We start from the raw sequence: 14,451 nt of genomic DNA on the forward strand, positions 1-14,451 counted from the left end.
CGAAGGAGATGACTGAATGGATGCTCGTGCGCCCATGGATTTTGAACCCATTGCAATCATCGGGAGTGGATGCCGCTTTGCCAAAGGTGCATCGACCCCCGAGGCATTCTGGGAGCTCCTTCGTGCTGGGACCGATTTTGTCGGACCGGTTCCCGCAGAGCGCTGGGACACAGCGGCGATCTACGATGAGAGCGCTGCTGAAACCGGTACGACCTACAGCAAGGTGGGGGCGTTCCTCGAGCACATCGACCGCTTCGATGCGCATTACTTTGGCATCTCGGCCTCTGAAGCCAAGGAAATGGACCCCCAGCAGCGCCTGCTGCTGGAGGTCGCCTGTGAAAGCGTGGCCCGTGCCGGCCTGACCCGCGAGCAGCTCAAAGGCAGCAGGACCGCGGTCTATGTCGGCATGCTGGGCATGGATTACCTGGCACTGCACTCCCGCGAGGCCGGCATCGAACAGATCAACCCCTACTATGCCGCCGGCAAGGAATTCAGCTTCGCCGCCGGGCGTATTGCCTACCACCTGGGTGTTCATGGGCCGGCAATGACCGTGACCACTGCATGCTCTTCTTCCCTGGTGGCCATGCACCTGGCCTGTCGCGCCTTGCAGGCAGGGGAGGCGGACATGGCCCTGGCCGGAGGGGTGAACCTGATGCTGGCGCCGGACCTGACGATCTACATGAGCCAGATCAGGGCGATCTCGCCCAGTGGCCGCTGCCGGGTATTCGATGCGGCGGCCGACGGGATCGTCCGGGGCGAGGGCTGCGGGGTCACGGTGCTCAAGCGCTTGGCAGATGCCCTGCGCGATGGCGACCCGATCCAGGCGGTGATCAGGGGCTCGGCGATCAACCAGGATGGCGCCAGTGCCGGCCAGACCGTGCCCAACGCCAATGCCCAGGCTGCGGTGATCAGCCAGGCCCTGAAAGTGGCCGGCTTGAGCGTGGACGACATCGACTATGTCGAGGCCCACGGCACCGGTACGCCCCTGGGCGATCCGATCGAACTCTCTTCGCTGGACAGTGCCTTCCAGGGGCGTGAGCGGCCGCTGTGGGTGGGCTCGGTCAAGGCCAACATGGGCCATCTGGATGCGGCCGCCGGAATGGCCAGCGTGATCAAGACCATGATGGTTCTCAAGCACGCCGAGGTGCCTGCGCAACTGCATCTCGCACAGTTGAACCCACTGGTGGACTGGAAGCGTTCCCGGCTGGCGGTGCCCACGGCGATCGAGTCGTTGCCCGACCGGCCGCGCCTGGCTGGAATCAGTGGTTTCGGGCTCAGTGGCACCAACGTCCACATGATTCTCGAAGATGCCAGCGCCTATCGGCAGGCACAGCCGCAGCAGGAACGATCGGCACAGGGCCGGCCCTGGGTCCTGCCGGTATCGGCCAGGTCCGCGCAGGCCGTGGTGGAGCAGGCCAGGGCCTATGCCGTTCATCTGCCGCAGCAGGACGATGGGCAATTGCAAGCCTTTGTCGCCAGCGCCATTCATCGTCGTGATCACTTTCCCTACCGGTCGGCCGTGGTGGGTGCGAACGCCGCGCAATTGAAGAGCCAGCTGGAGCAGTTGCCGGCCCCGACCTTGGCCTGCACGACGGACGAAGAGGATCGGCGCGGGCCCGTGCTGGTGTTTACCGGGCAGGGCGCCCAGTGGGTGGGAATGGGTCGCGACCTGCTTGAACGGGAGCCGGCCTTCCTGGCGATGATCCGGCGTTGCGACCAGGCGCTGGCCCAGTGGGCAAGCTGGTCGGTGGAGGCCGAGCTGCGCAGCGACGCCAGTGGGTCCCGCCTGCACCTGACCGAATTTGCCCAGCCCTGCATCTTTGCCATCCAGGTGGCGATCAGTGAATGCCTGCGCCAGTGGGGTGTGATCCCGGCGGCGGTGGTCGGCCACTCCATGGGGGAAGTGGCCGCGGCCTATTGCGCCGGAGCACTGGACCTGGAGTCGGCGGTGCGGGTCATCCACCATCGGGCCCAGGCCATGAAGGACACCCTGGGGCAGGGGCGGATGCTGGTGGTGGGCTTGCCCGCGCCGACGCTCCAGTCGCGTCTGGCGAACAACCCGCAACTGGAACTGTCGGTGGTCAACAGTCGAAACAGCTGTGTGGTGTCCGGCAGCCCGCAGGCTGTACAGGCTCTGGATCAGCAACTGCGTGACGAAGGCATCTTCACTTACCTGATGCCGGCGGAATATGCCTTCCACTCCCGCCAGATGGATGAGTGCCTGACGCAGATCCGCGCGGGGCTGGAGGATTTGCCGGTGTTTGCCGCGCACACGCCCTGGATTTCCACCAGTGCGATGCCCGAGGAGCCGATCCTGGCAGATGCCGACTACTGGGCGAGGAATGCCCGTGGCATCGTGCGCTTCGATCGCGCCATCGAACAGTTGATCGAGCAGGGGCACCGGCTGTTCGTCGAGATCGGCCCGCACACCGTGCTGGCGGCGTCGATCAACCAGGCCCTGGCCGACAAGGGAACCCAGGGACTGGTGTGCGGCGCCTTGCACAAGCAGGGCGACGCCGCCCTGGAGCTGGCCAGTATTGTTGCCCGCCTGTATGAGTGGGGCGCAGGTCCCGACTGGCAAGCCTTCCAACCCAGGGAGGCGGCGCTGGAGCTGCCGGCCTATCCCTGGCAGCAGGAGCGTTTCTGGTTTGCCCCGGCGCCGCGGCCGCAGCCGGCAGGGCTCGTGTCCCAGCTGCGGGCGCAGGTACTGGTGTATGACGCCCAGGGCAATCTCTGCGCCCAGGCCAACGATGTGGCGCTGAGCGTGCCGCAGCTGGCACAGGCCGCTGTGCCGGCACCGGCCAAGGTGCCCGCAGCGGCGCAGCCGGTGGGGGATGTGCGGGCGCAGATTGGTGCACTGCTGACGCAGATCATCGGCGTGGCCTGTGCCGACCCGGACCCGGATCGAGGCTTCTTCGAACTGGGCCTGAGCTCGATTTCCCTGGTTGAATTCAAGCGCATGCTGGAGCGCCAGTTCGCCCTCAAGCTGTCGGCGACCGTGGGCTTCGACTATCCCACCATCAACCGGCTGGGCCAGTACCTGGAAGGGCTGCTGTCCCGGGAGCCGGCCAGCACCCCGATAACGGTCGATGCCGGGGCGACCGACGCCGCGGGGAGCGTCGCCGTGGTGGCCATGGCGTGCCGGTTTCCCCAGGCCGACAGCCCCGAGGCACTCTGGAAGCTGATGCTGGAACAGACGGACACCGTGGGGCCGGTACCGCCGTCCCGGCTCGCCGGCGCCAAGCCGGAGGAAACCTTCCCGCGGTTTGCCAGCCTTATCCAGCGCCCCGAAGGGTTCGACGAAGCGTTCTTCCGCATTTCCCCCAAGGAAGCCCGGAGCATGGACCCCCAGCAACGGCTGTTGCTGATGGTGGCCTGGGAGGCTCTGGAACGGGCCGGTATCCCTCAGGAGAAGCTGCTGGAACAGAGGGTCGGGGTGTTTGTCGGGGCCAACTCCCACGACTACGAAACCCGGGTCCTGGGTAGCGCGCAAGGCGTGGATGCCCACTACGGCACTGGCAGTTCGTTTTCGGCGATCTGCGGGCGCCTCTCGCATTTTCTCGGCGTGCGTGGGCCGAGCCTGACGGTGGACACCGCATGCTCGTCATCGCTCACGGCCATCCATCTGGCGTGCAACAGCTTGCGTGCCGCGGAGTGCGACATCGCGATTGTGGGTGGGGTGAATGTCATCGCCTCGGCGTCGATCTTTCAATCCATGGGGCAGGCCGGCGCATTGGCCCCGGACGGCATCAGCAAGGCCTTCGACGACAGTGCCGACGGTTACGGTCGAGGGGAGGGCTGCGGCGTGGTCATTCTCAAGCGCCAGGCCCAGGCCGAGCGGGAGCGTGACCCGATTGTCGCGACGATTCTCGGTTCGGCGGTCAATCACGACGGTGCCTGTGCCGGGCTGACAGTGCCCAATGGTCCGGCGCAAGAGGCGCTGATCAGCGAAGCACTGGCCAACGCCGGCGTGCATCCGGGGCAAGTCAGCTACGTCGAGGCCCATGGCACCGGCACGGTGCTGGGTGACCCCATCGAGCTCAACGCCCTGCACAACGCCTATCGCCAGGCCAGCCCCGACAGTCCGCCGCTGACGGTGGCCTCGGTCAAGGCCAATATCGGGCACCTCGAGGCGGCAGCGGGCATCGCTTCGCTGATCAAGGCCTGCCTGGTGGTGGAGCACGGCCGGATTGCCCCGCAAGCCCATCTGCAGCGGGCCAACACCCGTGTCGACTGGGCGGCCATGAACCTCAAGCTGGCGCATCAGGCCATGGACTGGCCGGGCCGGCCGGAGTCGCGGGTGGCCGGGGTCAGTGCCTTTGGTTTCACCGGGACCAACGTGCATGTGCTGCTCAAGGGCTATACGGCGCCCGCGACAGCGCCTTTGCCACCTGCCACAGCACCAGTAGCCTTGTGCCTGTCCGCGGCCACCCCGGCGGCATTGGCGGAGCTGGCCCAGCGCTATGTGTCCTTCCTGGGCGCTACCGAGCACTGCCCACAGACCATCTGCTACAACGCGCTGATGCGGCGCACGGCGTTCAAGGAACGCCTGGTCGTCCACGGCCAGGATTGCCGCGAGCTGGCTCAGGCACTACAGGCCTGGCTGGCCGGCAGCCCCATCGCCAATGACCGCAAACCCGCGGCCGGCGAACCCTGGGCGACCCTGGCCGAGGCCTTTGGCCGCGGCGCCCAGCCGCCGGGCCCCGAGCGCTTGCCGGACGGCTGTCAGGCCATCGGGTTGCCCACCTATCCCTGGCAGCTCAACGACTACTGGATCGATGCTGGCCAGCCGGCTACGGCGGTGCAGCCCGCCCGGGCAGCCTCGGGCCATCCTTGCCTGCAGGGGCTGGTACGGCCGGCCGGGCAGCTCTGGTACTGGTCGGGGGCTCTCGCTCCCCAGGCCGGGCATTACGACCCGCTGGGCGAACAGGGGTACAGGGTCAAGACTCACCTGTTGCTGGATGCCGTGCTCCAGGCGGTGCGGGAAACACCACGGGGCGTGCAGCAGATCCGCGACTTGCAGATTGCCCAGCTGCGTCTGCGCGGCGAACAGCACCTCACTTCGCACCTGAGCATCCACCTCACCCAGGCGCCTGACGCCTGCTTCGAACTGGCCTTGCAAGGGGCCGGCGACGAGCGCCGCCAGGTCTGCATGAGCGGAACCCTGGTTGACTGTGCAGCGCAGTTGCAGGAGGAAACCCTGTGCGGGGTGTCGATGCTCGATGAGCCTTCACCGCCGGCGCCGGACGTTGGCCTGTGCCCATGGTCCGGGTGTGCGGCCACGGGCGGGCAGCGGGCCTTGTACCGCTTTGCCCACTCCCTGACGGCGGCCGAGCGCCAGACCCAGTTGCTGGCCAGTGTGGTCGAGCTGTTTGAAGGCGCCCACGCCGCCGCGCTGGTCGGGTTCTCCGGGCTCCAGGTATGGGCAGACCTGCCGGCGCAGGTATGGATTGTGCTGGCCGGCCATGACGCCGACAAACCCGACAGCCTGCAGGTAGTGGATGCCCGGGGTTGCCAGCTGGCGCTGTTCGAAGGTCCGCAGTTTGGCCATCCTGGTTCGTGGTACTTGCCCGACCTCCAGACCGCACCCCTCGACCTGCCGATGATCGCTCGCCAATGGCAGGACTATCCGATGCCGGGCGAGGGCGCTCGGCAACGCGAGGGCTACTGGATGGTGCTGGCCTGGAGCACTGCCGAGGTCCAGCCACTGGCTGCGGCGTTTGCGGCTGAACAGCGTCCGGTCGAAGTCATCGAGCTGCACGCCGGGCAACAACCTCTGGCCCGCAAGCTGTCCTCGGCGTTGCGCGGGGCAGTGGCCGATCCGTCCTGCCTGGGGGTGATCGTTGCCGGCGTTGAGGCTCAGGAGGCCGACGGCCTCGGTATATCCCTGGTGGCCTCTGCGGCGCTGGTACAGGCCTTCGCCGGTGCGATTGCCAGCGTCGGAACACCGGCAAAGCCGGTCTGGTTCGCCCTTCATGCCAGTGATGCTGCGTCGCCGGCCATGGCCGCTGTCCAGGCCACCTGGCAGGGCGCCGCACATATCTTCGCCCTGGAGCAGCCTGCCTGGTGGGGCGGTCTGGTGACTTTGCAGGGCAGCGACAGAAGAAGCTACGCCAGCCTCTGCCGGCTGTTGCACGGCCAACCTGGCCATGATCACTTTGCGATCAGCGGCGCCCGGGTCGAGGTGCAATACCTGGTGGAGGATCAAGCCGACCCGCTACAGCGCCTGGAGCCGCCGGCGCTGAACGGAACCGTTGTGCTGCATGCCGTCCCGGGATCTGACCTGGAGCCTGTGCTGACGGCGCTCGGGCAGCGGGGTGTGCAGCGTGTGCTGCTGCTCTGCGAGGCCCCCGGGCAACTGCACATGCCTGAGCGGATGCCCGAAGCGATGGCGATCAGCAGCCTCTCGGACCTGAGCCGGGAAAACCTGGCTGACACCTTCGCGACGCTGCGAGCGCAAGACCGCATCGCCGGCTTTATCCACCTCGATCTTGACTGGCGCACGGTTGCGCTCAAGGAGCCGGAATTTGTCGTGCGAATGCAGGAAGGCGTTCGGCCGCTTGAGGTCTTGCAGCAGGTTCACCAGCTGATCGATGACCCTGAAGCGTTCTTCCTGATCCTGGGCAGCGTGTCTTCCCTGCTTGGCGGGGCCGGCTTCGCCCGCTCGGCGATTGCCGATGCATATGCCTTGTGGGTGCATGCACAGCGCCGGCGCCAGGGGTTGAACTGCCAGCTGCTGCACCTGACGCAGAGCGAACAGGAGCTTGAGCAGGACGCCGCAGCCCGCACGGCCATGCAAGGCAGCGGCCTGCAGCCTTTGCAGCGCTCGCAGATAGTGCAGGCCATAGCCCGCGTGCTGGGTGGCCAGGGCCAGTGCGGGCTGCTCAATGTCGACTGGCAACAACTCAAAGGGCTGTACCTGAGCGTGCTGCCCTGGCCCTTGCTCGAACACCTGGGTGCAGCGGATAGCGCAGCGGATCAGCGTCTGGCCGAGCTGATTGGCCTGCCACCGCTGCAGCAGCGCCGGGCCATGCAGGCGCTGGTCTGCGAGGTAGTGGGGCAGGTGTTCGGCGTTGCCGATGGCCTGGAGCTCGATGTCAGGAAGGGCTTCTTCGACATGGGCATGTCCTCGGTCATGTCGCTGGACCTGCGCTCACGGCTGGGCCGGGCGTTGAGCATCGACCTGCCTTCGACCTTCGGCTTCGAATACACCTCCATCGAACAGGTCACGGACTACCTCATGGGCCAGCTCCTGGCGCCTGAAACCCGGGAGCCGGTGGCGGCGCCCGAACCTGTGTCGCCAGCGTCGCGGCATCAGGACCTGCATGAACTGTCACGGGCCGAGCTGATTGGTGCTCTCGAAGACGAGCTGCGCGATATCGCCAATTACTAGCCCTGGGGCTGGATGACAACTGCCAGAGAATCACTGATCGAGGCCTTTATGGATAACGATGTCCGCGATGTAAGCAAGGAACAGCTGCAAGAGAGTCTTGCTCAGGCAATCACCACCATCCGTGCGCTCAAGGAAAAGGTGGCCGGCAAGAGCTCGGCGCCTGTCGAACCGATCGCCGTAGTGGGCCTGGGGTGCCGGCTGCCGGGCAGTGCCGACACACCGAAGCGGCTGTGGAGCCTGCTGAAAAATGCCACCGATGCGGTGGGCGACATGCCCAGCGATCGTCTGTACGGCACCGACTATTACCATCCTGATCCCCAGGCACCCGGCAAGGCCTACGTCATGCGCGGTGGCTTCATCGAGGGGGTGGATCAGTTCGACCCGGGCTTCTTCGGCATTTCGCCCAAGGAAGCCGAAGGCATGGACCCCCAGCAGCGCCTGGCCCTGGAGGTTGCCTGGGAGGCCCTGGAGAGCGCCGCGATCGCCCCCGACAGCCTGCATGGCAAGAAGCTCGGCGTGTTCATGGGGGTCAGTACCAATGATTACGTGCGCCTGCGCCAGCAGTTGGGCGCGGTCGAGGACGTCAACGCCTACCAGTTCTATGGCGAAACCAGCTTCGTGGCCGGGCGCATTGCCTACACCCTGGGCTCCAGGGGCCCGGCGGTGGTGCTCGACACCTCCTGCTCCTCATCCCTGGTGGCCCTGCACCAGGCCTGCAACAGCCTGCGCAGCCGCGAGAGCGAGCTGGCGCTGGCCGGTGGGGTCAACCTGATCCTGTCGCCCTACGGTTTCATCCTGGTCAGCAAGCTGCGGGCCGTGGCCCCCGATGGCCGCTGCAAGACCTTCGACGCGGCGGCCGATGGCTACGGGCGCGCCGAAGGCTGCGTGATCCTTGCGCTCAAGCGGCTGAGCGATGCGGTACGCGACCAGGACCCGGTGCTGGCCGTGATCGAGGGTAGTGCGGTCAACAACGACGGCGCCAGCAGCGGCATCACCGTGCCCAACATCCACGCCCAGGAAGAGGTGATCAGGCTGGCGCTCGGCCAGGCCGGGCTCCAGGGCAGCGAGGTCGACTATGTCGAGGCCCATGGCACCGGCACCGCGCTGGGCGACCCGATCGAACTGCACGCCCTGCATGCGGTACTGGGCAAGCAGCGGCCCGTGGATGCACCGCTGCTGGTGGGCTCGATCAAGGCCAACATGGGGCATCTCGAACCGGTCGCCGGGGTGACCGGGCTGGCCAAGGTCCTGCTGTGCCTGCAACAAGAGGCCCTGGTGCCCCAGGTGCACTTCAACACGCCCAACCCGCGGATCGAATGGGATCGCCTGGCCCTGAAGGTGGTCACCGAATCCACGCCCTGGCCACGCCAGGGCAAGGCGCGGCACGCCGGTGTCAGTTCGTTTGGTGTCACCGGCACCAACGCCCATGTGCTAGTGGGCGACGCGCCGCTGCGCGAACGTGCCCAGGGGCGCGACAACCCCTGGCAGCTGATCACTCTGTCGGCCAAGGGCGAGACGCCCCGGCGCCAGATTGCCGGACGCTATGAACGTTTTATCGCCGACAACAGCCAGCTCGAACTCAAGGACCTGTGCTACACGGCGAACGTCGGGCGGGCGCACTTTGGCCATCGTTTCGCGGCCGTGGCCGATAGCCGTGAGGGGCTGCGCGAGCAACTGGCAGCCTATGCGTCACGCAAGGTGGTGGGGCATGTATTCGAAGGGCGCTGCCAGGGAGCGGCGGCGCCGCTGGTGATGCTCTTTCCGGGGCAGGGCTGCCAGTACCGGGCAATGGCCCAGGCACTGTATGACAGCGAACCATTCTTCAAGGCGCAGATCGATGAATGCCGCGCCCTGTTGCAGCCGCTGATGGACGTGGACCTGCTGACCCTGGTGCTGGACGCGGGTGCGGCCAGTGACAGCTACCTGCAACAGACCCGCTATGCCCAGCCGGCGATATTCGCGGTCGAATATGCCCTGGCGCGGTTGTGGATGCATTGGGGGGTCGCTGCCGATGCGCTGTTCGGACACAGTTTCGGCGAGATCGGTGCAATCTGTGTGGCCGGGGCGGTATCCCTGGCTGACGCGCTGCGTATGGTGGAGGCGCGTGGGCGCCTCGCCCAGCAACTGATGACGGCCGGCGGCGCGATGTACGCACTGGGCATGAGCGAGGCGCAACTGCTGGAGCTGCTCAAGGACCGGCCCGGCAGCGCGATCGAACTGGCGGCAGTCAACAGCCCGCAGGACGTGGTGGTGGCCGGGCCCCAAGCCGAGGTCCAGGCGCTGGCCGAAGCGGCGCTCGCCAGCGGTTGCAAGGTCAAGAAGCTTGCGGTTTCCCATGCCTTCCATACCGCAGCCACCGAGCCGATGCTTGAAGCGTTCCGCCAGACGGTGGCGCAGATCACCTTCAGCGAGCCGCGCTTGCCGGTCATCAGCAGTGTCACTGGCCGGGTGCATACGCTCTCCAGCCTGAGCTCGCCCGATTACTGGTGTACGCACACCCGCCAGGCCGTGAGGTTCAGCGAAGGGGTCAACACCCTGATCGCAGAGCTGGGGGTGAAAACCTTCCTTGAAGTGGCCTCCGATGCTGTGTTGACGCCGCTGATCGGCCATCACCCCCTGGCGGACGACAGCCTGGTCCTGGCCAGCCTGCGCCGGGCCGGCGATCCGTCCAGGGACCTGCGCCTGGCCGCCGCGCAGCTCTACGTGGGCGGCCATAACCTCGACTGGGCCCGGCTGCACGAGCATGACGGGGCCTTGCGCCAGGCCTTGCCCGGGTATGCGTTTCAGCGCCAGCGCTACTGGTTCGACAACGCCAGCGGCTCGCCCCTGCAACAGGTCACTGCGGGAGCGGTCGGCCGGCTGCTGGGGCATTCGGTCAATGCACCCACTCCGGCATTCGAGTCGACGCTCGATAGCGGGCTCCTGCAGGCCGTGGGCGGCGAGATCCGCGATGACCTGGCGCTGCTGCGTCCTGACCGGTTGCTGGCAGCCCTGAGCGATGAGCTGGCCGGCCACTTGCAGCTGGACACCTATGGGGTGAGCCTCGCCAGCATCACCCCGGCCCTGGCGTTCCATGTCGATGACCAGTTGCATCTGTTCACCGAACTCAAGCCGCTGTCCGGGGCGGCCTGGGAGGTCAACTGTTCGGCCCTGAGCGCAGCGGCCAAGGTTGCCGGTGCCGATTGGCAGCCGGTCCTGTCGCTGACCCTGGAAGGCCTGCCGGCGGCTGTCCGGGGCGGCCTGCCGGACCCGGGCCATGCCGCCACCCAGGACGCAGGCTTTGTCTACCACATGCAGTTGCCGGCAGAACCCGATCCGCACGGCAATCACCTTGGGCAGGTCCTCGAGTACCTGGGGCAGGCGGTGCCGGGCGATGCGCCGGGCTCGATAAGCGGCATCCGCCGCTGGGTCGCCAGCCGGTCCGCTTCGCCCCGGGCACAAAGCCTGGTGATTGCCACGAGCCAGGCACATCCGCAGCAGTTCGACTGCGCCTTGTACGATGCGCACGGCCAGTGTGTAGGCAGCCTGGAAGGGCTGACCCTGGCTGCCGCCCCGAGTGAGGAGGCGCTGCGTGGCATGCTTTACCAGCCCGACGTGCTCTACAGCCTGGATTGGCTCGAACGCCCTCGCCAGCGCGCCGAAGTGCCGCAGCAGGGCCGCTTGTTCACCCTGGTCAGCCGCTCGCCGGAGACCGCCGCTCCCCTGGTCGAACACCTGCAGCGTGGCGGGCATCGTGCCCGGGTCCTGTGCCCGCAGCAGTTGCTCGATAGCGCGCGGAGGGTGCTGGCCCAGGACCCGAGCCAGGCATTGACCGATGAAGGCGAGGCCTTGGCCGCCGATATCATCGTGCTCGATGGCAAAGACATCGAGGATGCCGGCTCGACCACGCTGCAGAGCCTGTCGAGCCTGCAGGCGACACTGTTCCACCCGTTGCTGGAGATGGTCCAGGCGCTCATCGAACTGGGCCCGCGCGGTGGCCGGTTGTGGCTGGTGACCCAAGGGGCAAACCCTGTTGGCCTGGATCGCGACCAGCCCCTGCAAGTGGCGACCGGGCCGTTGTGGGGGCTGGGCAAGACGCTCGCCCTGGAGCACCCCGAACACTGGCGCGGGCTGATCGACCTGGCCCCCGACGATCCTCACTGGGCAAGGGCGCTGGCCGAAGAAGTCAGCGACCCCGATGGCGAGGACAAGATCTGCCTGCGCCCGGGCAAGCGTTATGTCCAGCGCCTGAACCATTTCAGCGCTACGCAGTTGCCAGCACAGGCCTATGCACCTTGCCCGCAGGGCAGTTACCTGATTACCGGCGGCATGGGTGGAATTGGCCTGGCCATGGCCCAGTGGCTTCTGGATAAAGGCGCGGGCGCTGTGCTGATCACCGGCCGGCGGCCACTGGAGGATGTCGCCACGGGCCTGGAGCGCTTCGGCGCTGCGGCATCGCGGGTGAGTTACGTCCAGGCCGACATCACCTCGCCCCAGGACATGCAGCGGCTGTTCTGCGGTCTGGAGGCGTCGGGCGCGAGCCTGAAGGGCATCTTCCATGCCGCCGGAATTTCAATTCCGCAGGATCTCAAGGACGTCGACCGTGACAGTTTCGACCAGGTGATGCGGCCCAAGGTCGAGGGCACCTGGTTGTTGCACGAACTGTCCCTGGGGCTGGACCTGGACTTCTTTGTCCTGTGTTCGAGCATCGCCAGTGTCTGGGGTTCGCAGCATGTCGCCAGCTACGCAGCCGCCAATCAGTTCCTCGACAGCCTGGCGTGGCAGCGTCGGGCCATGGGCCTGAGTGCCCTGGTGATCGACTGGGGGCTGTGGGCCGGCGGCAGTCACCTGTTCGACGAGCAGGTGCTGAATTTCCTCACCAGCGTTGGCTTGAAACAGATCGCCCCGGTACAGAACGTCGGCCTGCTGTCGCGGATTCTGGCCAGCGAGCTGCCCCAGATGGTGGTGTCAGGGGTGGACTGGAATCGCTTCAAGCCACTGCTCGAATCCCGCGGCCCGCAACCGCTGCTGCAGTACATCCGCAGCCAGGCTCCGACCGCCAGGGCCGGCGACAGCAGCAACGTGGAGATCCTGCAGCAACTGGCGGGCGCCGACGAAGCCGCTGCCCTGGCATTGCTGGATGACTACGTGTGGGAGCAGTACGCGCAGTTGCTCGGGGTCAAGACCGAACAGGTGCGGGCCAAGCTCGAGGATGGCGGCAGCCTGATGGACTACGGCCTGGACTCGCTGCTGGTGATGGACATGGTCGCCCGCTGCCGGCGCGATCTGAAGCTGGAGATCAAGGCCCGCGAGTTTCTTGAGTGTCCGGGCCTGATGTGGCCGGACTTCCTGGCCCGTTCGATAAAGGAACAGGGCTGCGTGGCCGAGGCCTGACGGGCCGCGGGCAGTGCAACCCAGACCCATGATCTGTGATTGAGGTGGTTATGAACGATGTGCAGTCTGGCAAGGCGCCAGAGCATTACGACATTCTCTTGGCGGGCAACAGCATCAGCGTGATCATGCTCGCCGCCTGCCTGGCCCGGAACAAGGTCCGGGTCGGTTTGTTGCGCAACCGGCAGATGCCCCCCGACCTTACCGGTGAGGCGACGATTCCCTATACCTCGATGATTTTCGAGCTGATTGCCGACCGCTATGGCGTGCCGGAAATAAAGAATATCGCCCGCACCCGGGATATCCAGCAGAAGGTGATGCCGTCTTCCGGGGTCAAGAAGAACCTCGGGTTCATCTATCACCAGCGCAGCCGGGCGGTGGACCTGGGCCAGGCGCTGCAATTCAACGTGCCCTCCGAGCATGGCGAGAACCATCTGTTCAGGCCCGATATCGATGCCTATCTGCTGGCGGCGGCCATCGGTTATGGCGCGCAGCTGGTGGAGATCGATAACAGCCCAGAGGTGCTGGTCGAGGACAGCGGGGTCAAGGTAGCTACGGCACTGGGGCGCTGGGTCACTGCCGATTTCATGGTTGATGGCAGCCAGGGCGGCCAGGTGCTGGCGCGGCAGGCTGGCCTGGTCAGCCAGGCTTCGACGCAGAAGACCCGGACCCTGGAATTCTCCACTCATATGCTCGGGGTGGTGCCGTTCGATGAGTGCGTGCAGGGCGATTTTCCCGGCCAGTGGCATGGCGGCACTCTGCATCACGTGTTCGATGGGGGCTGGGTGGGGGTCATCCCGTTCAACAACCATCAGCACTCGCGCAACCCTTTGGTCAGCGTGCTGGTTTCACTGCGTGAGGACCTCTGCCCGAGCATGGACGGCGACCAGGTCCTGGCCGGCCTGATCGAGCTGTACCCCGGCCTGGGGCGGCACCTGTCCGGCGCCCGGCGGGTGCGCGAGTGGGTGCTGCGCCAGCCGCCCCGGCAGGTCTATCGCACGGCGCTCGAACGCCGCTGCCTGATGTTCGACGAGGGCGCCGCGAGCAACGATCTGTTGTTCTCGCGCAAGCTGTCCAATGCTGCGGAACTGGTTCTGGCCCTGGCGCACCGGCTGATCAAGGCGGCGCACAGCGGTGACTATCGCAGCCCGGCCCTGAATGATTTTGTCCTGACCCAGGACAGCATCATCAGCTTGAGTGACCGGATCGCCTCGGCGGCCTATGTGTCGTTTCGCGACCCCGAGTTGTGGAATGCCTTCGCCCGTGTCTGGCTGCTGCAGTCGATTGCCGCCACCATCACCGCGCGCAAGATCAACGATGCCTTTGCCAAGGACCTGGACCCGCAAGTGTTCGATGAAATCGACCAGCTCGCAGAGGACGGTTTCTGGATGCCTCTGTATCAGGGGTACAAGGATATTCTCAACACTACGCTGGGCCTTTGTGATGACGTCAAAAGCGCCAAGGTCTCTGCTGCGCACGCGGCGAGCAGCATCTTTGCGGAGCTTGCCAACGCCAGTTTTGTTCCGCCTATTTTTGATTTTGCTAATCCTCACGCTCGTGTCTATCAACTGACCACCTTGAGAAAGCTCAAGGCGCTCTGGTGGGGCCTGATGCAAGTGCCCTCAGAGGTCGGACGGCTGATTTTCTATCGATCCTTCAGAAAACCTTCCCTGCGCAAGGAGAGTTGA

Annotated in this window: 3 protein-coding genes; all 3 read left to right on the forward strand. The window is 66.1% G+C overall.

The window, feature by feature from the left end:
• Nucleotides 1-16 precede the first annotated feature (16 nt).
• Genes A9971_RS26020 through A9971_RS26030 form a run of 3 tightly spaced genes read left to right on the forward strand, consistent with a single transcriptional unit; the run spans nt 17 to nt 14,451 of the window.
• Complete coding sequence (locus A9971_RS26020; protein ID WP_123473305.1) at nt 17-7,393, forward strand: type I polyketide synthase; 7,377 nt, start codon at nt 17-19, stop codon at nt 7,391-7,393.
• Between the two features lie 48 nt (nt 7,394-7,441).
• Nucleotides 7,442-12,766: a type I polyketide synthase gene (locus A9971_RS26025; protein ID WP_182999888.1), complete on the forward strand. Its 5,325-nt coding sequence runs from the start codon at nt 7,442-7,444 to the stop codon at nt 12,764-12,766.
• A gap of 50 nt (nt 12,767-12,816) precedes the next feature.
• The gene (locus tag A9971_RS26030) at nt 12,817-14,451 is read left to right on the forward strand and encodes an NAD(P)/FAD-dependent oxidoreductase (protein WP_182999889.1); all 1,635 of its coding nucleotides are present in this window, start codon (nt 12,817-12,819) and stop codon (nt 14,449-14,451) included.

This window comes from Pseudomonas sp. UME65 (assembly GCF_014170225.1).
GTDB classification, from domain to species: Bacteria; Pseudomonadota; Gammaproteobacteria; order Pseudomonadales; family Pseudomonadaceae; genus Aquipseudomonas; species Aquipseudomonas protegens.